This window comes from Streptomyces sp. AF1A, from assembly GCF_047340315.1.
GTDB lineage: Bacteria > Actinomycetota > Actinomycetes > Streptomycetales > Streptomycetaceae > Streptomyces.
In genome coordinates, this window is record NZ_JBLEBI010000022.1 from 13,480 (window position 1) to 38,472 (window position 24,993).

Sequence of the window (24,993 nt, forward strand, 5' to 3'; positions counted from 1 at the left end):
CGCAATCGTATTTCCGCAATGTTCGGCTGTGGGCCGGCATGCCCGGGCCGCGCATCCCTCAGGCGGTCAGTGGGAACTCCTCGCCCAGAGCCCGGAAGACCGCCGTGTTCAGGGCGAAGGCGCGCTTGCACTCGGCCACGACCCGCTGCCGCTCCAGGTCGTCCGCCCGCAGGCCGTCCAGCAGCTCGCGGTAGGTCCGCTTGAACGCGGACGGGCTGGAGATCTCCTCGAAGACGTAGAACCGCACCCCGTCGCCCTTCCTCGCGAAGCCCCACGTCCGCTCCGCCCGGTCGCGGATGACCTGGCCGCCGGAGAGATCACCGAGGTAGCGGGTGTAGTGATGGGCGACATAGCCGCCCGGCCAGTGCGCGGCGCACGCGCGCACCCGGTCCGCGTACGCCCGGGTCGCGGGCAGGGCGCTCAGGCCCGCCCGCCAGTCCGGCCCGCGCAGGTGTGCCAGGTCCCGCTCCAGCGCGGGCAGCCGCAGCAGCTCCGGCCGGATGAACGGGCCGGCCACCGGATCCGCGGCCAGCCGGCCGGCCGCGCTCTCCAGCGCCTCGTAGACGAACCAGAGCTGCTCGGTGTAGCGGGCGTACGCGGCCACGCCCAGCCGGCCGCCGAGCAGGTCGCTCAGGAACGTCGAGGTCCCGGCCGCCGTGTGCTGGTGGCGGGACGCGCCGCGGATGAGGGCGGAGAAGGACTCCATGGGCACTCCCCAGTTTGCCGACAGGCTGTCGGCAAGTTTACCGACATGCTGTCGGTAACGCACCCGGGGCAACGCGGGCGGGCTCGGGTCGTGAGGCGGGCCCGCTCCTCCGGGCGGGCTCGGGCATGAGAAAGGCCCGCTCTCACAGGGGAGCGGGCCGAGGCCGGGCACGGCGTCAGGGCAGGGTCAGGATCTCCGCGCCGCTGTCCGTGACCACCAGTGTGTGCTCGAACTGCGCGGTCCGCTTGCGGTCCTTGGTCACGACCGTCCAGCCGTCGTCCCACATGTCGTACTCGTGGGTGCCGAGCGTCAGCATCGGCTCGATGGTGAAGGTCATGCCCGGCTGCATGACCGTCGTCGCGTGCGGGCTGTCGTAGTGCGGGATGATCAGCCCCGAGTGGAACGACGTGCTGATGCCGTGCCCGGTGAAGTCCCGCACGACGCCGTAGCCGAAGCGTTTGGCGTACGACTCGATGACCCGCCCGATGACGTTGATCTGCCGGCCGGGCCTGACGGCCTTGATCGCCCGGTCGAGGGCCTCCCGGGTCCGCTCCACCAGCAGCCGCGACTCCTCGTCCACGTCCCCGACCAGGTAGGTGGCGTTGTTGTCGCCGTGCACCCCGCCGATGTAGGCCGTCACGTCCAGGTTGACGATGTCGCCGTCCCTGAGGACCGTCGAGTCCGGGATGCCGTGGCAGATGACCTCGTTGACCGAGGTGCACAGCGACTTCGGGAAGCCGCGGTAGCCGAGCGTGGAGGGGTAGGCGCCGTGGTCGCACATGTACTCGTGGGCGACCTTGTCCAGCTGGTCCGTGGTGACGCCGGGCGCGATGATCTTCGCGGCCTCCTCCATCGCCCGCGCCGCGATGCGGCCGGCGATCCGCATCGCCTCGATGGTCTCCGGGGTCTGCACCTCCGGCCCGGTGTACGGCGTCGGCGCGGGCTTGCCGACGTACTCGGGGCGGCGGATGTTTCCGGGGACCGAACGGGTGGGGGACAGCTCCCCTGGTACGAGCAGCGACTGGCCAGACATGAAAGCGAGTCTATCCAGCGGTCATGGGGGAACATGTCGGTGGCGAGAGGAGCTGGTCATGCCCCTGTTCAAGAAGCGCACCGCCGGCAAGCCGGGCGAGTGGTACTACTGCCTGGAGCACAAGAAGGTCGAGGAGGGCCCGGACTGCCCGGGCAAGGACCGCTTCGGGCCGTACGCCTCCCCGCAGGAGGCCCAGCGGGCGATGGAGACCGCCGCCGAGCGCAACCTCCAGTGGGAGAACGACCCGCGCTGGCACGACGCGCCGGCGGGCGAGCGCGCCGACGAGGAGTGATCACACCTTTGTGGGCACGGCGGCCGCGCGCCGCTCGCGCATCCGCACCGCGTGCTCGTTGGTCCGGGCGTCGTACGTCATGAGCCCCGGCAGGCACAGGGCGAGCAGGGCCATCGCGCCCGCGCAGCCCAGCCCGCCGGACCAGACCGAGGCCCGGACCCCGGCCCACGCGGCGAAACCGCCCGCCCGGACCTGGCCCAGCTGCGGCCCCACCGAGTAGGAGAGCAGTTCGATCCCGGCGAGCCGGCCGCGCAGCTCGTCGGGGATCGTCTGATTCCACATGGCGGCCCGGAAGACGCCGCTGACCATGTCGAAGCCGCCGCCGACGGTGAGGAACAGCAGCACCAGCCACACGTTCGGGCAGACCCCGGCCGCCGCGACGGCCAGGCCCCACCCGGCCGCCGAGAGCACCACCATCAGTCCGTGCCGGTGCACGCGCGAAGCCCAGCCGCTGGTCAGGCTCACCAGCAGGGCCCCGGCCGGAAAGGCGGCGTACATCAGGCCCAGCGACCAGTCGGCGTGCAGCGCGTCGGCGAGGAACGGCAGCACGGCGAGCGGCATGGCCAGGGTCATCGCCGCGAGGTCCACCGCGTAGGTGCCGAGCAACTCCTTGCGGCTCCAGGCGTACCGGGCGCCTTCCAGGACGGCGCCCAGGGAGGGCTTCGACGCCTCGTGCGAGGCCGGGGAGGGGGCGATCCGCACCATGTACGCCACCGAGACGGCGAACGTCAGCAGATCGGCGCCGTACGCCCAGCCGAGTCCGGCGTAGGCCACCACCACGCCCGCCACCGCCGGGCCGGCGACGCCGCCGACGGTCCAGCGCAGCGAGTTCAGCGAGGCCGCGGCCGGCATGTCGTCGTGGGCGACGATCCGGGGCCACAGGGAGTCCAGGGCCGGGCGCTGCACCGAGCCCAGCGCGGAGGACAGGGCGGCAACCGCGTACAGCGGCCACACCGCGGGGCGCGGGAGCAGGGCGTTGAGCAGCAGGGCGGCGCTGAGCAGGCCCTGGCCGGCCTCCGTCCACACGATCAGCTTCCGCTTGTCGAGCGCGTCGGCGAGGGCGCCGCCGTAGAGGCCGCACACGATCAGCGGCAGCAGTTCCACGGCGCCGATCGCGCCCACGGCCGCCGCCGAGCCGGTGAGGTCCTTCAGCTGGACCGGGAGCGCGACCAGGGTCAGGAAGCTGCCGAAGTTGCTGATCAGCCCGGATTTCCAGAGCCGGCGGAAGTCCGCGGAGGCCTTCCAGGGGGAGAGGTCGGGCAGGAGGGCGCGGGTCACCTCAGGGATGGTCGGCCGACCGGGATCACCGGGCAACTGGTTTTCCGCCCGCCCGGCGGCGGCGTCACCAGGCGGGCGGCGGCGGTGCCGTCAGGGTCTCCACCAGCCGGGCCAGCCGGTCGCGGAAGCCGCGCCGGACCCTCGTGGCGCCCGCATTCTCCCCGGCCGCCGCGCTGACCAGGTGCTGCACCGTGTCCAGGTCCAGCTCCGCCTCGTCCGGCACGGCCAGCACGTCGTGCGCCATGGCTGCCAGCTCGCCCCCGCCCTGCCCCATGGCCAGCACCGTGACCCCGCTGCGCCGGGCCCAGTGCACGCGCTCCAGCAGCGGCGCGGGCTCCTCGGGCGCCACGACCAGCAGGGTCTCCCCGCGCCGCGCCGCCGTGATCCGTCCGGGACCGACGGCCAGGTGCGCGGGGTCGGAGGGCCGCGCGTGGTGCCGCACCAGCGTCGGCGCCAGCTCGGGCGTCCCCGACCACGCGGCCTCGTCCACCAGGTGCGCGGCCAGGTGCCACGGCTCGTACTCGGGCGTGCCCACCAGCAGCAACCCGCCCCCGTGCGCGACCACCGAGGAGCGCAGCGCCCCCGCGAATCTCCGGGTGGCCCCCAGCCACTCCGTCCCGGCGAGCACTTCCCGCAGCAACGCGACCCGTACGGCGTCCATGCGCCCGCATCCTGCCGCAACCGCCGCGGCGCGACGCGGAGTTCACCGCGGATTCGCCCGACTTGGGGACGGTGGCGGCCGGCCCCCGGTACGGGCGCGCGCTTCGCGCGGCAACGCGCCCCGTGCGGCGTCGACGCGCCCGTATTCCGCCGCAACCGCACCCGCGTGGCGCGGAGTTCACCGCGGATTCGCCCGACCTGGGGACGGCCGCGGCCCGCCCCCGGGGACCGGCGGGCGCCCACGAGGCGATCACGTCCCGCCGGGGGCCCGTGCAGCGGCCGATCCGAGCCGGTGCCGTCCGCCACACGGACGTAGAGTCGCACCATGACCTCTACCGACAGCGCACAGAAGGCCCCCGCCAAGGACCCCTGGGACCTGCCCGACGTCTCCGGGTACGTCGTCGGCGTGCTCGGCGGCACCGGGCCGCAGGGCAAGGGCCTCGCCTACCGGCTCGCCAGGGCCGGCCAGAAGGTGATCATCGGTTCCCGGTCCACCGAGCGCGCACAGGCCGCCGCCGGGGAACTCGGCCACGGCGTCGAGGGCGCCGACAACGCCGAGACCGCCCGCCGCAGCGACATCGTGATCGTCGCCGTACCGTGGGAGGGCCACGGCGACACGCTGAAGTCCCTGCGCGACGAACTGGCCGGCAAGCTCGTCGTGGACTGCGTCAACCCGCTCGGCTTCGACAAGAAGGGCGCCTACGCGCTCAGGCCCGAGGAGGGCAGCGCCGCCGAGCAGGCCGCCGCGCTGCTGCCGGACTCCCGGGTCACCGCCGCCTTCCATCACCTGTCGGCCGTGCTGCTCCAGGACCCGCAGGTCGAGCAGATCGACACCGATGTGATGGTGCTGGGCGAGGAGCGGGCCGACGTGGAGATCGTGCAGGCGCTGGCCGCGCGCATCCCCGGGATGCGCGGGATCTTCGCCGGGCGGCTGCGCAACGCGCACCAGGTCGAGTCGCTGGTCGCGAACCTGATCTCCGTCAACCGCCGCTACAAGGCACACGCCGGGCTCCGCGTCACGGACGTATGACCCCATGGGGGACACTGGTCGGCGAAGCAGTTCCGAGCAGTGTCCCCGACAGGAGCCGTCCGTCATGCCCCGCATCGCCCTCTACCCGCTCGTCGTCTGCGTGCTCGCCGTCGCCGCGGCCGTGGTCTCCTTCGCCCGGGGCAGCTGGCTGGGGATCGTCTGGGTGCTGCTCGCGGGCCTGTCGTCCAACATGACCTGGTTCTACGTCAGGCGCGCCCGCGCCGCCGGGCAGGGCAGGTCCGTCACGGGCTGACCCGGCAGCCCAGCGGGGTGCCCTGCCAGAACCGGTACAGCGCCGCACCGCACGCCTGCTCGTCGTAGCCGATGCCCAGGCCGTCCAGGATGTCGTGGACCAACTGGAAGAACCACTGGTTGACGGACGGCTGCCACAGCAGCGCGAACACCAGCAGCAGGCCGAACGGCGCGAACGGCGCCACCTGGCGCTTCACCCGGTGCGACAGCCACGGCTCGATGACGCCGTAGCCGTCCAGGCCCGGCACCGGCAGCAGGTTCAGGATCGCCGCCGTCACCTGGAGCAGCGCGAGGAACGCCAGCGCGTACTGGAACGAGGCCGGCACGCCGTCCAGCGCGTGCAGCCAGAACGGCGCGGTGCACACCGCGGCGAACAGTGCGTTCGTCAGCGGGCCCGCCGCCGAGATCACGCTGTGCCGCCAGCGGCCCCGGATCCGGCCCCGCTCGATGAACACCGCGCCGCCCGGCAGCCCGATCCCGCCCATGATCAGGAACACCACCGGGAGCACGATGCTGAGCAGCGCGTGCGTGTACTTCAGCGGGTTCAGCGTGAGGTAGCCCTTCGCGCCGACCGTGATGTCGCCGCTGTGCAGGGCCGTGCGCGCGTGCGCGTACTCGTGCAGGCACAGGGAGACGATCCAGGCCGCCGTCACGAACAGGAACACCGCGATCCCCGGCCGCGCGGCAGACCCGGACCAGACGGCCCAGCCCGCCACCGCCGTCACGGCCGCGATCCCGAGGAACACGGGGCTGACCCGCCGGTCGCCGTGGCGGGTGGTGGCAGTGGTCATGAGCGGGCTCCTGGGCGGCGAGGTACTCCGGGAAGATCCGAGAGGATACGGGGAAAACGTCTCGCGGTCGCCGTCCGGTTCCTGGAAGGTAGGGGAATGCCACGGATGAGGGTGTTCTACGAGGACTGGCAGATGGAGTGCTGCGGCAGGCGGTTCGCGGTGGGCGACGCGGTGTCCTGGCGGCTGGTGGCCTACGGCGGCGAGGGCATCCGGGAGGAATCGGCCTACGGCGCCGAGGCCTGGGTGGAGAACCACGGCGGTCCGGACGAGGAGACCGCGGGCCGGGTCGGCGCCATCGACCTGGTGCGGCAGGAGTACCTGGTCCGCACCGACCCGCACCTGCGCGAGCGGCACGAGCGCGCCAGGGAACCGGACCGGGGGTCACCCGGCCTGGTCGTCCTGCCCTCCCCGTACCGGATGGAAGCGGTGCCGGGGGCGTACACCCTGGAGCCGGTCGACGCCTGCCCGAAGTGGTTCGGCGGGGAGGAACCCGGCCGGGGCCACGGCCCGCAGCGCGTCCGGCGTGCCGTCGGCGTCCTCGTCACCCTCGAGGTCCCCGACGTCCCCGACGCCACGCCGCCGCAACCCGGTGACCGCCGCTGACCGCTCCGGAGACAATGGACCCCGTGCGCTATCGCCTCCTCGGTCCCACTCAGGCACTCCGCCCCGACGGCACCCCCGTCCCGGTCGGCGGGGCGCGGCTGCGCGCCCTGCTCGGCGTGCTCGCGCTGCGGGCCGGGCGGACCGTGCCCGTCGGCGTGCTCGTGGACGAGGTCTGGGGCGCCGACCCGCCCGCCGACGCCGGCGGGGCGCTCCAGGCGCTCGTCGGACGGCTGCGGCGGGCCCTCGGCGCGGACGCCGTCGCCTCCGCCGACGGCGGGTACCGGCTCACGGCCGCACCCGACGACGTCGACCTCACCCGGTTCGAGAGGCTGACGGCCGACGGCCTGCGCGCGCTCGCCGACGGCGACCCGGCCAAGGCCGCCGGCGTCCTCGACGACGCCCTCGCGCTGTGGCACGGCCCCGCCCTCGCCGACCTGCCCGACCACACCGCCGAGGCCGCCCGCTGGGAGACCCGCCGGCTGGACGCCCTGCGCGCCCGGCACACCGCCGCCCTCGCCCTCGGCCACGCCGAGCAGTCCCTGCCCGAGCTGACCGCCCTGTGCGACGCCCACCCGCTGGACGAGCCGATGCAGGCGCTGCGGCTGCGCGCCCTGCGCGACGCCGGCCGCCCGGCCCAGGCCCTCGCCGCCTACGAGGAGGTACGACGGCTGCTCGCGGACCGGCTCGGCTCCGACCCCGGCGCCGAACTGCGCTCCGTGCACGCCGAGTTGCTGGCCGCCGAGGCCCCGGAGCCGCCGTCCGGGCCGGCCCTGGGCAACCTGCCGGCCCGGCTCACCTCCTTCGTCGGCCGGGAGGCCGACATCGCGGCGATCGGCGCGGACCTCGCCACCGCCCGCCTCGTCACCCTGCTCGGGCCCGGCGGCGCCGGGAAGACCCGGCTGTCCCAGGAGGCCGCCGAGGCGGTACGGCACACCGCCTCCGACGGCGTGTGGCTGGCCGAGCTGGCACCGGTGGACGACCCGGCCGCCGTGCCGCAGGCCGTGCTCACCGCGATCGGCGCCCGCGAGACCGTGCTGCACGGCGCCGGCGCCGAGAGCATCCGCGCGGTCGTCGACGGGCACGACCCCACGGGCCGGCTGGTGGAGCACTGCGCCCGGCGCCGGATGCTGATCGTGCTCGACAACTGCGAGCACGTCGTGGAGGCCGCCGCCCGGCTGGCCGAGCGGCTGCTGGCCCGCTGCCCCGGCGTGACCGTCCTCGCCACCAGCCGCGAGCCGCTCGGCGTGCCGGGGGAGCTGGTGCGCCCGGTGGAGCCGCTGCCGCAGCCCGTCGCGCTCCGGCTGCTCGCCGACCGGGGCGCGGCCGCCCGGCCCGGATTCCGGCTGGACGACGACCCCGAGGCCTGCGCCGAGATCTGCCGGCGGCTCGACGGCCTGCCCCTCGCGATCGAGCTGGCGGCGGCCCGGCTGCGGATGCTGACCCCACGTCAGATAGCCGACCGGCTCGACGACCGGTTCCGGCTGCTGACCTCAGGGAGCCGTACCGTGCTGCCCCGCCAGCAGACCCTGCGGGCCGTCGTGGACTGGTCCTGGGACCTGCTGGACGCGCCCGAACGGGACGTCCTCGCACGGCTGTCGGTCTTCGCGGGCGGCTGCGACCTCGCCGCCGCCGAGGCCGTGTGCGGACCCGTCGCCCTGGACGTCCTCGGCTCCCTGGTCGACAAGTCCCTGGTGGTGGCCGCGCCCTCGGCCGAGGGCGGCATGCGCTACCGGCTCCTGGAGACCGTCGCCGAGTACGCCGCCGAACGGCTCGACGAGACCGGCCGCCGCGCCGACGCCGAGCGCGCCCACCTCACCTACTACCGCGAACTCGCCCGCACCACCGACGCGTTGCTGCGCGGCCCCGAGCAGCGCACCGCCATCGACCGGCTCCAGCTGGAGTACGAGAACCTGCGCACCGCCCTGCGGCACGCCGTCGCCGCCCGCGACGAGCAGGAGGCGCTGTGCCTGGTGCTGTCCCTGGCCTGGTTCTGGCAGATGCGCGACCAGCGCATCGAGGCCCGCACCTGGTGCCGGGAGGTCATGGCCCTGGGCCCCGACCCGTTCGGCGAGCCGCTGCGCCGCGCCGCCCCGGTGTGGCAGCGCTGCACCGACGCCCCGCCCCCGTACTCCGGGGAGCTGCTCGTCGAGGCCCGGCGCGGCGTCCACCTGGCCCATCTCGCCTGCATGGACACCGAGCTGGACGCCTGGCAGACGCCCGCGGCGCAGGCCAAGCTGCACGCCATCGCCCGGGTCTACGAGCCCGGGCTGCCGCAGACCTGCCGTGCGCCCGGCATGGTGTGGTTCTTCGCCGTGATGATGACCGGTGGGGCGGAGCGCCTGCGCACGATCATCGACGCCGCCGTGCGGACCTGCCGCGACACCCCGGGCTTCGAGTGGGAGCTGGCCGGCGCCCTGCAGATGCGCGCCAACCTCCTCGCCAACCGCACCGCCTGGGCCGGCGACGCCGGCCGCGACGCCGACGAGTCGCTGGAGATATACCGGCGCCTGGGCGACGCGTGGGGCATCGCCGAGGCCCTGTCCGCGCGCGGCGAGGCCCGCGAACGCACCGGCGACTACACCGCGGCCGCAGCGGACTACCGCGCGGCCATCGACCACGCCGAACGCCTCGGCGCCCGCGCCCAGAGAGCCGTCCTGCGCGCCCGCCTCGGCAGTGTGCTCATGGAGGCCGGCGACCTGGAGCGCGGCGAGCAGATGCTCCGGGACGTCATCGAGAGCCAGGACGCCTCCCCCCACGACGGGACGCCGGCCGCCCGGCTGTTCCTCGCCGGCTGGCTCGGCCTGACCGACCGCACCGCCGAGGCCCGCGAGCAACTGCGGATCCTGCGCGAAGAGTTCAAGATCGCGCACTTCGCCGTGTTCGACGCCCTGATCCTCTGCCAGGAGGCCCTGCTGGACGCGCTGGACGACCGCCACGAGGAGTCCCTCAGCCGCGTCCGCACGGCGCTTCGGCACGCGGCCGACCCCCTCGCCGAGGCCGTCACCCCGCATCTGAACTCCATCTGCCTCACCGTCGCCGCCATGGCCCTCGCCCGCCTCGGCTCCGGTGCGCGCGCCGCCGACGCCGCCCGCTGTCTCGGCGCCGCCGATGCCCTGCTGCCGCCCGGGCATGTCGCCTCCGGCCTGGAGCGCCGGTGCCACGACATGACCGAGACCCGGATCCGCGAGACGCTCGCCGGGCAGGCGTACGAGGCGGCGTACGCCGAGGGCGGTGGCCTCTCCCTCGCGGAGGCCACCGCCCTGGTCTGACACCTGAACGTCAGCTCTTGGTGCGGAACTTGTGGATCGCGACCGGTGCCATGACCACCGTGATCGCCACCGACCAGCCGACCGTCACCCACAGGTCGTGGGCGACCGGGCCGCCCACCATCAGGCCCCGGGCCGCGTCCGCGAGCGTGGACAGCGGGTTGTAGTCGGTGAAGTGCCGCAGCCAGCCCGGCATCGACTTGGTCGGCGCGAAGATCGAGGAGCCGAACTGCAGCGGGAACAGCACCAGGAAGCCCATGGCCTGCACGGACTGCGCGTTCTTCAGCATGACGCCGAGGGTGAGGAACACCCACATGATCGAGGAGGCGAACAGCGCGGACAGCCCCACGGCCGCGAACAGACCGGCCCAGTGGTGGATGTGGAACCCGACCAGTACGGCGACGACCATCAGCACGGTCGTGGCGAACAGCATCCGGCACAGCTCGACGGCGATCTTCGCGAAGAGCACGGACCCGCGCCCGATCGGCAGCGACCGGAACCGGTCCATGACACCGCTGTTGAAGTCCTGGCTGAAACCCGTGCCGACGCCCTGGGACAGCGTCATGCTCATCATCGCGATCATGCCGGGGATCACGTACTGCACGTACCGGCTCTGGCCGCCGCCCAGCGCCAACCCGATCGAGCCGCCGAAGACGTACACGAACAGCAGCGTGAAGACGACCGGCATCAGCAGCGCGTCGAACATCGACTCCGGGTCCTGGCGGATCCACAGCAGGTTGCGCCGGATGAGCGCGCCGGTGTGGCGCAGATGCCCGCGCAGCGGGATGCGGACGTCGGACGAAGGGGCGGTGATCGCACTCATGCGGCGACCTCCTCGCGGGAGTCGGTGGGCGCGGGGTCCTGGGGAGCACTGGCACGGTGGCCGGTGAGGGACAGGAACACCTCGTCAAGGCTGGGCAGTTCGGTGGAGATGGAGGAGAGAGTGATGCCGCGCGCGGTGACCGCGCCGACCACGGCCGTCAGCTGCTCGTCGCTGAGGACCGGCACCAGCAGGGTCCCGGACGCGGCGTCCACGGTGGTGGTCGCGAGCCCGGTGATGCCCAGTTCGTCCAGCATCGCGGCGAGCGGGCGCAGCTCCAGCGGGTCGACCGGCCGCACGCGCAGGGTCCGGCCGCCGACGCGGGCCTTCAGCTCCTCGATCCCGCCGGTGGCGATCACCTTGCCCCGGTCCACGACGGTCAGCTCCGAGGCGAGCTGCTCGGCCTCCTCCATGTACTGGGTGGTGAGCAGCACGGTGACGCCGTCGCCGACCATCGCCTTGACCTCGTCCCACACCTCGTTGCGGGTACGGGGGTCGAGTCCGGTCGTCGGCTCGTCCAGGTACAGCACGGCGGGCCGTCCGATCATGGAGGCGGCGAGGTCGAGCCGCCGCCGCATGCCGCCGGAGTACGTGCCGGCCGGCCGCCTGGCCGCCTCCGTCAGGGAGAACCGCTCGAGCAACTCGTCGGCGCGGGCGCGGGCGTCCTTGCGGGAGAGGTCCAGCAGCCGCCCGATCATGTACAGGTTCTCCCAGCCCGGCAGCTTCTCGTCCACCGAGGCGTACTGACCGGTCAGGCCTATCACCCGGCGCAGCTGCCGGGGCTGCCGTACGACGTCGTAGCCGGCCACGGTGGCCCGGCCGGCGTCCGGCGTGATCAGGGTGGACAGGATGCGCACGAGGGTGGTCTTGCCGGCGCCGTTCGGCCCGAGCACACCCATCACGGTGCCCTCGCGCACGTCCAGGTCGACGCCGTCCAGCGCCTTGGTCTCGCCGTAGTGCTTGACCAGCCCCCGCACGTGCACGGCGTGGCTCTCGCCGGCGGGGTTGTCATCGATTCGCGTCATGGCGAAGACGGTGCCAGGGCCCGCCGACAAATGACCGACAAGCGACCGACAGCCACCGACAGCCCTCCGACAGCCACCGACGGCTCCCAGCAGGCGGGCCGCCGCAAAGCGGCAGCCCGCCGACGGGGGAAGATCGGCGGGCTGCCCGGTGTTGCCGCAGTGGCTCGGTGGCGACGTCTGGACGTCTAGTGGACGGAGTGCTCCTCCTGCGGGAACGTCCCGCCGACGACGTCCTCGGCGAACTCCCTCACCGCGTTGCCCATGACCTCACGCAGGCCGGCGTACTTCTTGACGAACTTCGGCACCCGCCCGGAGGTCAGGCCCATCATGTCCGTCCACACCAGCACCTGCGCGTCCGTCTCCGGCCCGGCGCCGATCCCGACGGTCGGGATGTGCAGCACCCGCGTCACCTCGGCCGCCAGCTCCGCGGGGACCAGCTCCAGCACGACCGCGAACGCCCCCGCGTCCTGCACGGCCTTGGCGTCCCGCAGCAACTGCGCCGCCGCCTCCTCGCCGCGGCCCTGCACGCGGTAGCCCATCGCGTTGACGGACTGGGGGGTGAGCCCGATGTGGGCCATGACCGGGATGCCGGACTCCACCAGCAGCCGGATCTGCTCGTGCGAGCGCTCGCCGCCCTCCAGCTTGACCGCGCCGACCCCGGCCTCCTTCACCAGCCGGGTCGCCGAGCGCAGCGCCTGCACCGGACCCTCCTGGTAGGAGCCGAACGGGAGGTCGCCGACGATGAGGGCGCGCTGGGTGCCGCGGACGACGGCCGCGGAGAGCATGGTCATCTCGTCGAGGGTGACGGGCACGGTCGTCTCGTACCCCAGGTGGCAGTTGCCCGCGGAGTCGCCGACGAGGAGCACCGGGATCCCGGCCTCGTCGAAGACGGACGCGGTCATCGCGTCGTACGCGGTGAGCATGGGCCACTTCTCGCCCCGCTCCTTGGCGAGGGCGATGTCGCGGACGGTGATGCGGCGAGTGCCCTTCCCTCCGTACAGCGCCTTGCTGCCGTCGGAAGGCTTGTTCTGGGCAGCCGAAAGCTGCGTCATGGCAACAGCTCCTTCAGTCATCTCGAGGCGCCCTGACGGCGTCCCCGGATCGCCTCCATGGTGGCACCTCGTGCCAGTCAGGGCCAGGGGGGACGCCTGTGATCCCTTCCGCGCCCGCTCATGCGCGGGGGAGGCAATGCCTTGGCAAAGAAATAAGATACGAGACCGTTCCGTATCGGAATGGTCCTAGGCTCGAACACATGACAACTTCCGTCCCTGCCTCCCGGATACCGGAAGCGGTGCACCGGCGCCGCTGGGCGATTCTGGGCGTGTTGATGCTGAGCCTGCTGATCGTGGTGCTCGACAACTCGATCCTGAACGTCGCCATCAAGACGATCTCCACCCCGGCTCCGACCGGCCTCGGGGCCACGCAGAGTCAGATCGAGTGGGCCATCAACGCCTACACGCTCGTCTTCGCCGGCCTGCTGTTCACCGCCGGCCTCATCGGCGACCGCCTCGGCCGCAAGAAGGTGCTGCTCGCCGGCATCGCCGTGTTCGGCATCGGCTCGGCGCTCGCCGCCGAGTCCGGGTCCCCGGGCCAGCTGATCGCCTACCGCGCCCTGATGGCCCTCGGTGCCGCCTTCGTCATGCCCGCCACGCTCGCCGTGCTGATGAACGTCTTCGAGCGCGAGGAGCAGCCGAAGGCCATCGGCATCTGGGCCGGCGGCGTCGGCCTCGCCATCGCCATCGGCCCGATCACCGGCGGCGCGCTCCTCGACCACTTCTGGTGGGGCTCGGTCTTCCTCATCAACGTGCCGATCGTGATCCTCGCGCTCGTGCTGATGGTGTGGCTGGTGCCCGACTCCCGCGACCCGAACCCGGGCCGCGTGGACCCCATCGGCGTGGTCCTGTCCGTCGTCGGCCTGGTGCTGCTGGTCTACGGCATCATCAAGGGCGGCCAGCTGGCCGACTTCACCGACGCCACCGTGCTCGCGACCATCGTCGCCGGCCTGGTCGTCCTCGCCCTCTTCGTCCTCTTCGAACGGCGCAGCGACCACCCGTCGCTGGACGTCACCTACTTCAAGAACAAGATCTTCTCGGCCGCCATGGCCGCCATCGCGCTGGTGTTCTTCGCGCTGATGGGCGTCACCTTCTTCTCGGTCTTCTACACCCAGAGCGTGCGCGGGTACTCGCCGCTGCAGTCCGGCCTGCTGATGCTGCCGCTGGCCGCCGCGCAGATGATCTTCGCGCCGCGCGCCCGGCTGGTGGTCGAGCGGTTCGGCAACAAGGCCACCACCACCGCCGGTCTGGTGGTGATCGCCGGAACCCTCGCCACCTTCGCCACCTTCGAGGCCGACACGCCGATCTGGCTGCTGGAGGTCATCTTCTTCCTGATGGGCACCGGCATGGCGCACATCATGACGCCGACCTCCGTCGTCATCATGCAGGCCCTGCCGCGCGAGAAGGCCGGCTCCGCCTCCGCGCTCAGCAACACCTTCCGCCAGGTCGGCGGCGCGCTCGGCATCGCCGTCCTCGGCTCGGTGCTCGCCACCGCGTACCGCAACGGCATCGAGGGCAGGCTCGGAGTGCTGCCGCCGGCCCTGCGCGACAAGGCCGGCGAGTCCATCGAGGCCACCCTGGGCATCGCCCAGAAGCTCGGCCCGCAGGGCAGGGTCCTGGTCGACCCGGCCAACGACGCCTTCCTGCACGCCATGCACGTCACCGCGCTGTGCGGCACGGGAGTCGCGCTGATCGGCGCCGTGGTCACCGCCCTGTTCCTGCCGGGCAGGCCGCCGGCCGGTCAGGAGGGCAAGAAGGAACCGGAGTTGGTCGCCGCCACGGACTGACGTCCGAAAACGAGTCCATGCGGTCCACGGGGGCCACGGGGGAAGGAGGCGGCTGCGGAACAATACCCGCAGCGCAGTGAGAGGACGGAGTGACGTGAGCCTTGCCGACAACCGGTCGTGCCCGGGCGGTCCCGTACGGGGCCGGCCCCGCAGCGAGGCCGTGGAACAGGCCATCCTGGAAGGCGTGATGCAGCTCCTGGAGGAGGGCGTGCCCCTCGCCGAGCTCTCCATCGAGCGCATCGCCCGCACCGCCGGGGTCGGCAAGGCCACCATCTACCGCCGCTGGAGCGGCAAGGAGGAGCTGTTCGTCGACGCCATGCGCGCCGCCGAACCCGCCGACCTCGAACTCCCCGGCACCTCCATGCGCGACGACCTCGTCGCCCTGCTGGAGTCCCTGCGCATCCGCGGCCTCGCCAGCCGCACCTCGGCGATCCTGCACAACGTGTACGCCCAGATGAAGAGCAGCCCGAAAATCTGGGCCGCCTACCACGAGGCGGTGGTCACGCCCCGGCGCAGGCTCGGCCTGCAAGTGCTGCGCCGCGGGCAGCGCAACGGCGAACTGCGCGCGGACGTCGACCTGGAACTGGCCAACGACATGTTCGTCGGCGCCATGCTCGTACGCAGCGTGCTGCGCCCGGACGCCGATCTGCACGAGGGCCTGTCCGAGGAGATCGTCGACATCGCGCTGGCCGGCCTACGGCCCGTCAGCTCGACGGTCCCGTCGCGCTGATGTGCACGTTTCGTCACAGACACCCCCCGCCGCCGGGGCAACCGGAACCCCCGGCGCCGCCTTGTTCGTCCTCGTCTTCCGTACGGCCGTCATGGGACGGCGGGAACGGGCCGATCATCCCCTAGGGTCGGAAGAACACAGGGGAAACGAACGGTGTGCACGGCAGGCAGTGAGGCAGACGGTATGGCGCAGCAGGCGTACATGACGGAGACGGACCACGGCGGCTCGGGGCCCGAGCGACGCGAATCCCGGCTTCGGCGCCTGGTGCACCGCATCGTCGACCCCTGGCGCGGCGACCCGCGCATCTGGCGCCGCGGCGCCGTCCTCGCCGCATTGGCCCTGCTGCTCGCCCTGGTGATGGCGCTGCACGCGCACGTGCCCAACCGGATCGGCAACCTGGGCAGTCTCACCGAGACGTTCCTGCCCTGGCTGGGCCTGGCCGTGCCCGTGCTGCTGGCGCTCGCCCTGCTCCGCAGGTCGGCGACCGCGCTCCTCGCGGTGGCCCTCCCGGTGATCGTGTGGCTGAACCTGTTCGGCGGGCTGCTCACCGACAAGTCGGGGGCCGGCGGCGACCTGATGGTCGCCACGCACAACGTCAACGCGGAGAACCCGGACCCGTCCGCGACCGCCCGCGACGTGGCCGCCTCCGGCGCCGACGTGCTGGCCCTGGAGGAGGTCCCGGGCTCCGCCGTGCCCGTCTACGAGAAGGCGCTGGCCTCGACGTACCGGTACCACGCGGTCGTCGGCACGGTCGGCCTGTGGAGCAAGTACCCGATGAGCGACGTCCGGGCCGTCGACATCAAGCTGGGCTGGAAGCGGGCGATGCGGGCCACCGTCGCCACCCCCAAGGGCCCGATCGCGGTGTACGTCGCCCACATGCCCTCGGTGCGGGTGAAGCTGAAGGCCGGGTTCACCGCCCGGCAGCGCGACACGAGCGCCGACGCGCTCGGCGAGGCCATCGCCGACGAGCCGCTGAGGCGGGTCGTCCTGCTCGGTGACCTCAACGGCACCATGAACGACCGCTCCCTCAACGCCGTCAGCTCCCAGCTGCGTTCCACGCAGGGCGCGGCGGGCAGCGGCTTCGGGTTCAGCTGGCCGGCGTCGTTCCCGATGGCGCGGATCGACCAGATCCTGGTCCGGGGCGTCGAGCCGGTGAGCAGCTGGACCCTGCCCCGCACGGGCAGCGACCATCTGCCGGTGGCGGCCCGTGTGAAGCTGGACACGCCCTCGTAACCCACCGGAATAGCGGGCCTGAGAGACTTTGTTCCGTCACTGAACATTGACGCGTACGGAACTCCGCTCTCCTTCGAAAGGCACAGGCCCTTCATGCCCCTGGCCCTGCTCGCACTGGCCGTCGGCGCTTTCGGCATTGGTACGACCGAGTTCGCGATGATGGGGCTGCTCCCCGACGTCGCGGACGACCTGCACATCTCGATCCCCGCCGCGGGCCACCTGGTGTCCGCGTACGCACTGGGCGTCGTCATCGGCGCCCCGCTGCTCGCCGCCGTCACCGCGCGGATGTCCCGCCGCACGGTCCTGATCGCCCTCATGGCCCTGTTCGTCGCGGGCAACGCGCTCTCCGCGTTCGCGCCCGGCGGCGACGCGCTGCTCGCGGCCCGCTTCCTCAGCGGCCTGCCGCACGGTGCGTTCTTCGGCGTGGGCGCGGTCGTCGCGACGACCATGGTCCCGCCGGAGCGCAAGGCGCGCTCGGTGTCCCTGATGTTCCTCGGCCTGACGGTCGCCAACATCGCGGGCGTGCCGGTGGCCACGCTGGTCGGCCAGCACCTGGGCTGGCGGGCCACCTTCCTCGGCGTGAGCGTGATCGGCCTGGCGGCGATCACGTCGCTGGCGCTGCTCGTGCCGCGGCACGGCGGCCGTACGGAGACCCCGAAGGGCCTGCGCCACGAACTGGCGGCCCTGCGGTCCCTGCCGGTCTGGCTGGCCCTCGGCACGACGGTCGCCGGCTTCGGCGCGCTCTTCGCGGCCTACAGCTACGTCACCCCGATGCTGACGCGCTCCGCCGGTTTCGCAGAGACCGACGTCACGCTGCTGCTCGCGCTCTTCGGCGTCGGCGCGACGGCCGGCAACCTGCTGGGCGGCCGTCTGGCGGACCACTCGATGCGCGGCACGCTGTTCGGCGGGCTGACCTCGCTGGGCCTGGTCCTCGGGCTGTTCCCCCTCCTCATGCGGGCCGAGTGGAGCGCGGCGCTTGCGGTCGCCCTGCTCGGCATGGCGGCGTTCGTCACCGGCTCCCCGCTGCAAATGATGGTCATGGAGAAGGCCGCCGCGGGCCCCTCCCTCGCGTCCTCCGCCAACCAGGCGGCCTTCAACCTGGCCAACGCCGGTGGCGCCTGGATCGGCGGCCTGGCCCTCGCCGCGGGCTTCGGCGCCACGTCCCCCGCCCTGGCCGGCGCGGCGCTGGCGGTCCTCGGACTGGGTGTGGCGAGCGTGGCGTGGGCGGTCGACCGGCGCCGGGTGACTCCGTCGGCCGGACGCGTCGTCACGGCCCACGTACCGGAGGGGGCGGGGGCGCTGCACCACTGAGCGCCGGCGTGCCTCGGCCCCGGCGCCGGTGACGCGACCGCCTACCCGGCGGTCGGCCGTGCCCTCACACCTCGCACCAGACCGTCTTCCCGTCTGCCCCCTGCACCACGCCCCACCGCTCGGCCAGGGCGTCGAGCAGCGCCAGCCCCCGCCCGGACTCTGCCGATTCCGCCGCCCGCAGCAGGACGGGCAGGGCGCGCGGGTCGGGGTCGCTCACCTCGATGCGGGTACGGCCGTCAGCCGCGGCCGTACCCGCGACGCGCACGGTCACCGGCGTGCCCTCGCCCACGTGGTCGATGATGTTCGTCAGCAACTCCGTCGCGCAGAGCCGGACGTCGTCACTGTGCTCGCGGAGCATGCGACGCAGCTCAGGCGCCGCCTTCGGCGTGGCGAGCAGGCGGAGTTCGAGCATTGTCGTCACCGTTCCGCCGCCTTCCGCAGCATGGCGGCCAGCGCCCGCGCCGTGGCCGTGTTGCAGCTGCCGAGCGTGACGAGTCCGGCGGGCCGGGCGTACCTACCCGCGAAACTCGGCAGGTCCACCCGGAGCGACGGGAGCGTGATGCCGTGCAGGGCGAGGGCCGAACGGAGTTCCTCCACGCAGAGCGTGACGTCGTAGGGGGTGGGGGAGGGGAGGTCGGGCATGGGGGGCAGCCTTCTGTGCGGCGTGTGACGAACACCTCACAGAGTGTCGCCAGGGTCGCTACCGTGAAAGGGGATTCGCGTCCACGACGCGAACAGCGGAAAAGGCACGGTGCGTTACGGCGGTGAGCGGGTGGCACGGCGCAAGGACATCGACGGCTCGATGAGCGTCCCGACCTTCTACGGCAAGGAGTTGCGCTGGAAGCGGGAGGCGGCGGGCCTGTCCCTGGAAGCGTTCCTGGAGGGCAGCTTCTACGGCAAGACCTACCTCAGCGACATCGAACGCGGCGAGCGGAGGATGCCGCTCGATCTGGCCCGGCATGCGGATCGGGTCCTGGGGACGGACGGTTTCTTCGAGCGGCATTGCGAGGATGTGCGGAGGGCGCGGCGGGGGCCGCATGCCGCCTACTTCGAGAAGGTCCTGGAGGCCGAGAAGTACGCGGAGTCCATCGAGGAGTGGTGCCCCATCACCTTTCCCGGGCTGCTCCAGACGGCGCCGTACGCACGAACGCTGGTTCGCTCGGCCCACCCGGCGGCCTCCGACGAGTGGGTCGAGGAAAAGGTGACCGCCCGACTCGCCCGCGCCCGCCTCTTCGAGAAGGATCACTCCACCCCGGAGTACTGGGCGATCCTGCACGAGTCGCTGATCGCGGACCCGATCCTCCCGCCGCCGGATGCGGCCGAACAACTCGACCGGATCGTGGAGTTGGCCGAGCGGCACCGGATCACTCCGCAGATCGTTCCGCGGACGTGTGGGCCGTATCCTCTGATGGCCGCGTCCATCAAGGTCATGACGTTCCCGGACGCGCCGCCGCTGCTCTACATCGAAGCGTCCTACAGCGGGGACACCATCGACGATCCGGCCCTCGTGAAGCAGTACCGCAAGGCATACGATCGGCTCAGGGCTGTCGCGCTGTCACCGGACACGTCCCTCGCCATGATCAAGGCCGCGGCAGAGGATTATCGAGATGTCAAGCAACCGGATCGACTTGAGTGACGCTCTCTGGTTCAAGAGCAGCTACAGCAACGGTGACGGCGGGGATTGCGTGGAAGTGGCCGGCGACTTCCCCGGCGCCGCCCTCTGGCGAAAGTCGAGCTACAGCAACGGCGACGGAGGCAACTGCGTGGAAGTCGCCGACAACATCCCGGGCCTCATCCCCGTCCGCGACTCCAAGGTCCCCGGTGGCCCCGTGCTCTTCCTGACCCCCACCGCCTGGACCCCCTTCATCACCGCCCTCAAGTCCCGATAGACCGGCAACGCAAAGGGGGCCCGGGGTCATCGACCCCGGGCCCCCTTTGTTCAACTCAGCGAAGCGTCCCGCAGCCTGGTCGGTGCCCGATGCTCAGCAGGTGCGAGCTAGCGGCCAGAAGCTCGGGATACGGCTCGGCCATACGTGCTGCCGTCAGTGCCGACTCAAAGAGCGGGCTGTCGCGGAAGTCGCCGCCGGTGTTTCGTTCGGCCGCCGCGAGCATGGACCAGGCCGGCCCCTCGACACCGAAGACCTCGGCGTCAGCGAAGCCGGCGGTGGCCACCTCGTTGCGCAGCTGCTCCCCGCTGTGGAAGTAGGCCGCGGTGAACGCCTTCTTCCCGTCGTGGATCTGCGAGGCCAGGATCTGGCCGATGCTCTTCTGCATCGGGTCCTTGTAGAGGTGTCCGAACGCAGTGTGCTCCAAGAGGCTGGCGTACCGGTTGATACCTGCCGCCGCCAGCAGGCCGCCCGGCTTGAGCACACGGTAGGCCTCGGTGAGCGCCTGGTCGCGATCGGCGCGAGCGACCAGGTGGTAGAGCGGTCCGAGCAGCAGGACCACGTCGAACGAGGCGTCGGCGGCCGTGAGGCTGCGGGGCTCCACGACTACGTCGACACCGGCTGCGTACCGGCGAGCGAGATCGCCGTCGTCAAGGCCCCCGGGCCGTCCCTCAGCCAGAATGCCTACATCACCAACGGCCGCACCGACGCGGCCAAGCTCCGCAAGCTGTACGAGAAGGGGTTCACGCTCCGCCTGGGCAACCTTCAGCGGGTCATCCCGTTCATGGCCCGCGTGTCCCGCAACATCCAGGCGGAGACCGGCTACAGCATCTACATCCATGCCTTCCTGACGCCTCCCGGGAACCAGGGTCTGCGGCACCACTGGGACCAGCAGATGGCCGTCATCGTGCAGACGGCGGGCGTCAAGCGCCGGCAGCTGTGGCGGCCGCCGGTGGAGGCCCCTATGCGCGAGTACAACGAGTCATGGCGGGTCTGGCGGGACCACTACATCCCCGACTGGGAAGCCGCCGGCCCCGACATGGAGGTCGATCTTCGCGCGGGGCAGTCGCTTCTGCTGCCTCGGGGCTGGGTCCTCAACCCGCACGTGGCCGACGCCGACGAGCACAGCGTCCACCTGACATTCGCCATCCGCGAGCGCACGCCCGTGTGGCTCGCCGAGAAGCTCGTCGAGGGCGTCATCGCCAACCCCGGCTTCCGCCGCATCATCCTCCCGGGCGACATCCACGGGCCCGCCCTCACCGAACGGGTGCGACAAGCCCGCCAGGAGCTGGTGACGTACCTGGAAGGTCTCGCCCCCGACGACCTCACGCCGACTCTGCGACAAGCCGCCCTGAAAGAGCTGGAGTACACCACCTGACCGCCCAAACCGGCCCCGTCGGTCCGCCATCCGAGGCGGATGGGCGGGACCTCGCATCCGTCAGTTCGTGAGGTTCCCTGGGCTGCTCCAAGCGCCCGCCCGCCGGTGACCCGCAAGACGCCGCCGGGGGGCGGAGTCACGTCCTCCGCCCTCCGCGGCGCAGCGCTCGCGGTTTCTCGGACTGGGCGTGGCGAGCGTGGCGTGGGTGGTGGAGCGGCGCCGGGAGGCGGCGCACGCCGGCCGGGTGGTGGCCGCCCATGTCCCCGCTCCCGCACGGACGTTCACCCGCTGACGCCCCACACGGCGAAGGGGCACCCGGTGACCGGGTGCCCCTTCTGTGTGCACGGATCAGCGGGTCTGCCGACCCCCTGGGTCAGTGCTTGCGGTACGAGTTGACGTAGCCCGCCGCCGGCGAACCGACGCCCGTCACGTCGTCGTAGCCCTTGACCGCGGTCAGGGAGCTGTCCTTGCCGAGGCTGCGGACCGAGTAGAGCAGGCCGTCCGCGGCGCTGTAGCCGTTGGCGAAGTCCACACGGGCGACCGCGAGACCGGAACCGGTCGGGTTGTCCGTGACGTCGTGGAAGACGCCCTTCTTGCCGTACTTGGCGTAGATCGTCGGGTTGGCGAAGCCGATCGCCTTGCCGCCGCGCGCCTCCTGGGCCAGGGCCTGGACCGCCGCGATCACCGGAGCGGCGAGCGAGGTGCCGCCGATGCGGTACTCGCTGTACTGCTGCGAGCCGTTCGGGAAGGTCTGGGTCTGGCCGACCAGGAAGCCGGTGTTCGGGTCGGCGATGGCCGAGACGTCCGGGACGACGCGGTTGCCGGAGGCGTTGTTGGCCTTGGCGAGCGCGTCCGGGACGACACCCTTCTGGTAGTACGGCTCGGCGACCGTCTTGCTGGTGCCGCCGCCCGCGCCCGAGGTGAAGGCGCCGGGGAAGCCGGTCCAGCTCTTGCCGTCGGTCGCCAGCGAGGCCTTCTCGGTGCCCCAGCCGGTCTCCCACAGGTACTTGTCGCCCTTGCCGACGGCCAGGGACGTGCCGCCGACCGCGGTCACCCACGCCGAGTTGGCCGGGGTGTCGACCTGCTTCGTACCGGTGTTGGCGACCTCGTCGCCGTTGTCGCCGGAGGAGAAGTAGAAGCCGATGCCCTGCACCGCGCCCAGCTGGAAGACCTGGTCGTAGGCGGCCGCGAGGTCCGGCGTCTGGTTGGCCTCGATGTCGCCCCAGGAGTTGGAGACGATGTCGGCCAGGTGGTTGTCGACGATCTTGCTCAGCGAGTCGAGCAGGTCGTCGTCATAGCAGGACGCGGCGCCCACGTAGGTGACGTCGGCCTTCGGCGCGACGGCGTGCACGGCCTCGACGTCGAGGGTCTCCTCGCCGTACCAGCCGGCCGCGCCGCACTCGTCGGTCTTGGTGTAGTTCTTCGGCAGCACCTGGTGCAGCTGGCTGGTCTTCCAGGCGGCGTCCCCGTGCTTGACCGCGTACTTGCCGGCGTCGTAGGCGATGGTCGGCGAGGCGTAGGCGTCGGTGATGGCGATCCGGACGCCCTTGCCGGTGTAGGAGCCGGCGCCGTAGGCGGCGCGCAGCTGCTTGCCGGTGTAGCCCTTGACCGCGTACGGGATCTTGTGGCCGTACGCGCTCGGCAGCGTGCTCGCGACGTTCGAGCCGTAGTACGAGGAGAACGGCCCGGCGTTCTTGAACACGGCGTCCGGCGGCGGGAGCTGGTCGTCGTGGTTGGCCTTGTGCGGGGCGTTATCCAGGCCGGTGACGGTCAGGATCGCGCCCTTCAGGCCCTGAGGCACGGAGGCCGACTGGGCCGGGGCCCGGTAGGTCTTCGAGCCCTTGGCGAAGTTGTGCAGCTGGGTGCCGAACGCCTTCTCGGCGGCGGCCACGTCACCGGAGACGGCGACGTAGTGCGAGGTGACCTCGGTGACCTTCAGACCGGCCGAGGTGAGCCAGGACTTGACGGCCGTCACCTGGGCCTTGGTGGCCCCGAAGCGGGCCTGCGCCTTCTTGGCGCTCAGGTACTTGCCGTACAGCGGCGAGCTGGGGTCCGACACGGCCTTGGCGTAGGCGGCGAGCCCCGCCGCGTCCTTGCCGGCCAGGTAGACCCGGGCCTTGACCTGGGCGCTGTTCGAGGCCGCGCCCTTGTCCGCCTTGGCCGTGGCCCAGAGCGGCTTGGTGCCCTTGAGTACGTTACGAGCGGGGCTGTCCGCAGCGTGTGCCGCGGGTATGCCCAGCGCCAGCGCGCCGGCGATCATGGGCAGCGTCGCTGCCATGCTCACACCGGCACGCACCTTGGCGCGGTTGGATCTCATAGAACCCCCTGCGATGCGATGCGCATGCACGTAGTGGTAGGTGCCTCGCGCCTCCGCACGCCGGCCCGCGGCGGTATCGGCCGGCGAATGGATCACACGATGGGGGCCACTCTTGCGATGAACCGTTCATGCCAGGGGAACGTAATGGTCAAGAGAAGCTCAAGTAACCGTCAGCTGGGGCGAATTGCGCCTTTGGTCCTCACGGGCGGATAACGAAACGGCATCCGCTCTGTTCAGGAACGCGGTTTCGCTCCGCGCTCCCTCAGCATCCCGTCCATCACCCGCAACTCCGACTGCTGGGCGTCCACCATGCCCTGCGCCAGCCGCTTCTCCACCCCGACGGTGCACTTGGCGACACAGCCCTCGGCCATGTGGATGCCGCCCTTGTGATGGTCCGTCATCAGCTGGAGGTAGAAGATCTCCGCCTGCTTGCCGCTCAGCGACTGGAGCTTCCTCAGCTCCGTGTTCGTCGCCATGCCCGGCATCAGCGAGCCGTCCCCGCGCTCGGGCATGTCGCCCATGCCCATCCAGGCCATGGGCGGCTTCGCCGACACCTTCGGCAGGCCCCACAGATCCAGCCAACCCAGCAGCATGCCGCGCTGGTTGGACTGCGTCTGCGCGATGTCGTAGGCGAGCCGCCGCACGTCCTCGTTCCCGGTCCGATCCCGGATGATGTACGACATCTCGACGGCCTGCTGGTGATGCACGGCCATGTCCCGCGCGAACCCGGCGTCCGCCGACTCCGCGCCCGGCGTCGCCGTGTGCGAGCCGCCGGTGTCCTCGGCGACCGCGTAGGTGATGCCCCCGGCCGCGACGAGGACCGCCGCCGCGGCGCCCGCGACCCACCCGACGTGCCGCCGCCTCACTTCATGACTCCGCCGGTGCACGAGGCGCCCGGCTCGGGCGTCTGCTGCCCCTGCACATACGTGGCGAAGAACTTGTTCACTTCCGGGTCCTTCGCGCTCTTCACGGCCACCTGGTGCCCCCACGCCGACAGCATCAGCGGCGCGGCCTGGTTCTCGTACGGGCTCATCAGCGAGTACGGCGTCTGCTTCACCTTGGCCGCGAGCGCGGCCACGTCGGCCTTGCTCGCCTTGCCGGTGTACGTCACCCAGACCGCGCCGTGCTCCAGCGCGTGCACGGCGTTCTCGTCCTGCACCGGCTTGGTGTAGACGTCGCCGTTGCAGTCCAGCCAGACCGGGTTGTGGTTGCCGCCGACCGGCGGGTGCATCGGGTACGACACCTTCGTCGTCACGTGCGTCCGGGACAGCTTGCCGCTCCACGTGCGCACGCCGTCCTTGCCGGTGACCCAGTGCCCGGAGTCGCCGGAGCCCTTGCCGTCACTGCTCGCCGCGGAGTCCTTCTTGTCCGACTGCGCGTTCACGAGGACCACGCCGCCGACGGCGAGACCGGCGACGACCACCACCGACGCGGCGACGACGAGCACCCGGGTGCGGCGCTCGCGGGCCCTCTCGGCGCGGCGCATCTCCTCGATGCGCGCCTTGCGCGCCGCGGTGCTGCTGTTCTTGGCGGAACCCATGAG

The 24,993-nt window shown here is 72.0% G+C and carries 26 protein-coding genes; 12 read left to right on the forward strand and 14 right to left on the reverse strand.

Annotated elements, in window-relative coordinates; all coding sequences use genetic code 11:
* Window positions 1-58 precede the first annotated feature (58 nt).
* Both ACLU3S_RS10180 and map read right to left on the reverse strand, forming a co-directional pair.
* Window positions 59-706, reverse strand: a complete 648-nt coding sequence (locus ACLU3S_RS10180; protein ID WP_413951425.1) for a heme oxygenase (biliverdin-producing) — start codon at window positions 704-706, stop codon at window positions 59-61.
* Window positions 707-881: 175 nt separating this feature from the next.
* A complete protein-coding gene (map, locus tag ACLU3S_RS10185; RefSeq protein WP_413951426.1) occupies window positions 882-1,739 on the reverse strand; it encodes a type I methionyl aminopeptidase in 858 nt (285 codons plus the stop codon).
* A 58-nt stretch (window positions 1,740-1,797) separates the two neighbouring features.
* Between map and ACLU3S_RS10190 the strand changes: the two genes are divergently transcribed.
* A complete protein-coding gene (locus ACLU3S_RS10190; protein WP_413951427.1) occupies window positions 1,798-2,031 on the forward strand; it encodes a hypothetical protein in 234 nt (77 codons plus the stop codon).
* On the opposite strand, the gene ACLU3S_RS10195 is transcribed toward ACLU3S_RS10190, so the two are convergent.
* Both ACLU3S_RS10195 and ACLU3S_RS10200 read right to left on the reverse strand, forming a co-directional pair.
* Complete coding sequence (locus ACLU3S_RS10195) at window positions 2,032-3,309, reverse strand: MFS transporter (RefSeq protein WP_413951428.1); 1,278 nt, start codon at window positions 3,307-3,309, stop codon at window positions 2,032-2,034. It abuts the gene before it with no gap.
* Between the two features lie 64 nt (window positions 3,310-3,373).
* Complete coding sequence (locus tag ACLU3S_RS10200; RefSeq protein WP_413951429.1) at window positions 3,374-3,970, reverse strand: hypothetical protein; 597 nt, start codon at window positions 3,968-3,970, stop codon at window positions 3,374-3,376.
* Between the two features lie 324 nt (window positions 3,971-4,294).
* Here ACLU3S_RS10200 and npdG point away from each other — a divergent pair, with 324 nt between their 5' ends.
* Together npdG and ACLU3S_RS10210 are read left to right on the forward strand one after the other, a co-directional pair.
* Window positions 4,295-4,999 carry an NADPH-dependent F420 reductase gene (gene npdG / locus ACLU3S_RS10205; protein WP_413951430.1) on the forward strand — a complete coding sequence of 235 codons (705 nt, stop codon included), beginning with the start codon at window positions 4,295-4,297 and terminating at the stop codon, window positions 4,997-4,999.
* Between the two features lie 4 nt (window positions 5,000-5,003).
* A complete protein-coding gene (locus ACLU3S_RS10210; protein ID WP_413951431.1) occupies window positions 5,004-5,252 on the forward strand; it encodes a hypothetical protein in 249 nt (82 codons plus the stop codon).
* On the opposite strand, the gene ACLU3S_RS10215 is transcribed toward ACLU3S_RS10210, so the two are convergent.
* Window positions 5,242-6,042, reverse strand: a complete 801-nt coding sequence (locus ACLU3S_RS10215) for a site-2 protease family protein (RefSeq protein WP_413951432.1) — start codon at window positions 6,040-6,042, stop codon at window positions 5,242-5,244. The genes ACLU3S_RS10210 and ACLU3S_RS10215 overlap by 11 nt on opposite strands.
* Window positions 6,043-6,138: 96 nt before the next feature.
* Between ACLU3S_RS10215 and ACLU3S_RS10220 the strand changes: the two genes are divergently transcribed.
* Window positions 6,139-6,645: a DUF6578 domain-containing protein gene (locus ACLU3S_RS10220; RefSeq protein WP_413951433.1), complete on the forward strand. Its 507-nt coding sequence runs from the start codon at window positions 6,139-6,141 to the stop codon at window positions 6,643-6,645.
* Window positions 6,646-6,659: 14 nt separating this feature from the next.
* Window positions 6,660-9,914, forward strand: a complete 3,255-nt coding sequence (locus ACLU3S_RS10225) for a BTAD domain-containing putative transcriptional regulator (RefSeq protein ID WP_413951434.1) — start codon at window positions 6,660-6,662, stop codon at window positions 9,912-9,914.
* A gap of 10 nt (window positions 9,915-9,924) precedes the next feature.
* On the opposite strand, the gene ACLU3S_RS10230 is transcribed toward ACLU3S_RS10225, so the two are convergent.
* The 3 genes from ACLU3S_RS10230 to panB form a co-directional block, all read right to left on the reverse strand.
* Window positions 9,925-10,734, reverse strand: coding sequence for an ABC transporter permease (locus ACLU3S_RS10230; protein ID WP_413951435.1), 810 nt, complete (start codon window positions 10,732-10,734; stop codon window positions 9,925-9,927).
* Window positions 10,731-11,756: an ATP-binding cassette domain-containing protein gene (locus ACLU3S_RS10235; RefSeq protein ID WP_413951436.1), complete on the reverse strand. Its 1,026-nt coding sequence runs from the start codon at window positions 11,754-11,756 to the stop codon at window positions 10,731-10,733. The genes ACLU3S_RS10230 and ACLU3S_RS10235 overlap by 4 nt, the downstream gene beginning before the upstream one ends.
* Before the next feature lie 185 nt (window positions 11,757-11,941).
* Complete coding sequence (panB, locus tag ACLU3S_RS10240; protein ID WP_413951437.1) at window positions 11,942-12,808, reverse strand: 3-methyl-2-oxobutanoate hydroxymethyltransferase; 867 nt, start codon at window positions 12,806-12,808, stop codon at window positions 11,942-11,944.
* 200 nt (window positions 12,809-13,008) lie between these two features.
* Between panB and ACLU3S_RS10245 the strand changes: the two genes are divergently transcribed.
* The 4 genes from ACLU3S_RS10245 (at window position 13,009) to ACLU3S_RS10260 (ending at window position 17,869) form a co-directional block, all read left to right on the forward strand.
* On the forward strand, window positions 13,009-14,595 hold the full coding sequence (locus ACLU3S_RS10245; RefSeq protein WP_413951438.1) for an MFS transporter: 1,587 nt from the start codon (window positions 13,009-13,011) through the stop codon (window positions 14,593-14,595).
* A 94-nt stretch (window positions 14,596-14,689) separates the two neighbouring features.
* Window positions 14,690-15,325, forward strand: coding sequence for a TetR/AcrR family transcriptional regulator (locus ACLU3S_RS10250; protein ID WP_413951439.1), 636 nt, complete (start codon window positions 14,690-14,692; stop codon window positions 15,323-15,325).
* Window positions 15,326-15,508: 183 nt separating this feature from the next.
* Complete coding sequence (locus tag ACLU3S_RS10255) at window positions 15,509-16,558, forward strand: endonuclease/exonuclease/phosphatase family protein (protein ID WP_413951440.1); 1,050 nt, start codon at window positions 15,509-15,511, stop codon at window positions 16,556-16,558.
* A 93-nt stretch (window positions 16,559-16,651) separates the two neighbouring features.
* On the forward strand, window positions 16,652-17,869 hold the full coding sequence (locus ACLU3S_RS10260) for an MFS transporter (protein WP_413951441.1): 1,218 nt from the start codon (window positions 16,652-16,654) through the stop codon (window positions 17,867-17,869).
* 64 nt (window positions 17,870-17,933) lie between these two features.
* Here the strand turns inward: ACLU3S_RS10260 and ACLU3S_RS10265 are convergent, their stop codons facing one another.
* Together ACLU3S_RS10265 and ACLU3S_RS10270 are read right to left on the reverse strand one after the other, a co-directional pair.
* Window positions 17,934-18,281 (reverse strand): ATP-binding protein, encoded by a 348-nt coding sequence (locus ACLU3S_RS10265; RefSeq protein ID WP_413951442.1) that lies wholly within the window; start codon window positions 18,279-18,281, stop codon window positions 17,934-17,936.
* A gap of 5 nt (window positions 18,282-18,286) precedes the next feature.
* Window positions 18,287-18,511: a hypothetical protein gene (locus ACLU3S_RS10270; protein ID WP_413951443.1), complete on the reverse strand. Its 225-nt coding sequence runs from the start codon at window positions 18,509-18,511 to the stop codon at window positions 18,287-18,289.
* Window positions 18,512-18,641: 130 nt separating this feature from the next.
* Between ACLU3S_RS10270 and ACLU3S_RS10275 the strand changes: the two genes are divergently transcribed.
* A complete protein-coding gene (locus tag ACLU3S_RS10275; protein WP_413951444.1) occupies window positions 18,642-19,505 on the forward strand; it encodes a helix-turn-helix domain-containing protein in 864 nt (287 codons plus the stop codon).
* Window positions 19,477-19,758, forward strand: a complete 282-nt coding sequence (locus tag ACLU3S_RS10280; RefSeq protein WP_413951445.1) for a DUF397 domain-containing protein — start codon at window positions 19,477-19,479, stop codon at window positions 19,756-19,758. The genes ACLU3S_RS10275 and ACLU3S_RS10280 overlap by 29 nt, the downstream gene beginning before the upstream one ends.
* Window positions 19,759-19,813: 55 nt before the next feature.
* On the opposite strand, the gene ACLU3S_RS10285 is transcribed toward ACLU3S_RS10280, so the two are convergent.
* A complete protein-coding gene (locus ACLU3S_RS10285) occupies window positions 19,814-20,317 on the reverse strand; it encodes a class I SAM-dependent methyltransferase (protein ID WP_413951446.1) in 504 nt (167 codons plus the stop codon).
* On the opposite strand from ACLU3S_RS10285, the gene ACLU3S_RS10290 reads away from it, so the two are divergent.
* Window positions 20,288-21,133 carry a JmjC domain-containing protein gene (locus tag ACLU3S_RS10290; protein WP_413951447.1) on the forward strand — a complete coding sequence of 282 codons (846 nt, stop codon included), beginning with the start codon at window positions 20,288-20,290 and terminating at the stop codon, window positions 21,131-21,133. The genes ACLU3S_RS10285 and ACLU3S_RS10290 overlap by 30 nt on opposite strands.
* A 373-nt stretch (window positions 21,134-21,506) precedes the next feature.
* Here the strand turns inward: ACLU3S_RS10290 and ACLU3S_RS10295 are convergent, their stop codons facing one another.
* The 3 genes from ACLU3S_RS10295 to ACLU3S_RS10305 form a co-directional block, all read right to left on the reverse strand.
* Window positions 21,507-23,411, reverse strand: coding sequence for a protease pro-enzyme activation domain-containing protein (locus tag ACLU3S_RS10295; RefSeq protein ID WP_413951468.1), 1,905 nt, complete (start codon window positions 23,409-23,411; stop codon window positions 21,507-21,509).
* 272 nt (window positions 23,412-23,683) lie between these two features.
* Window positions 23,684-24,316: a DUF305 domain-containing protein gene (locus ACLU3S_RS10300; protein ID WP_413951448.1), complete on the reverse strand. Its 633-nt coding sequence runs from the start codon at window positions 24,314-24,316 to the stop codon at window positions 23,684-23,686.
* A complete protein-coding gene (locus ACLU3S_RS10305; protein WP_413951449.1) occupies window positions 24,313-24,990 on the reverse strand; it encodes a DUF3105 domain-containing protein in 678 nt (225 codons plus the stop codon). Before ACLU3S_RS10305 ends, ACLU3S_RS10300 begins: the two co-directional genes overlap by 4 nt.
* Window positions 24,991-24,993: the final 3 nt, after the last annotated feature.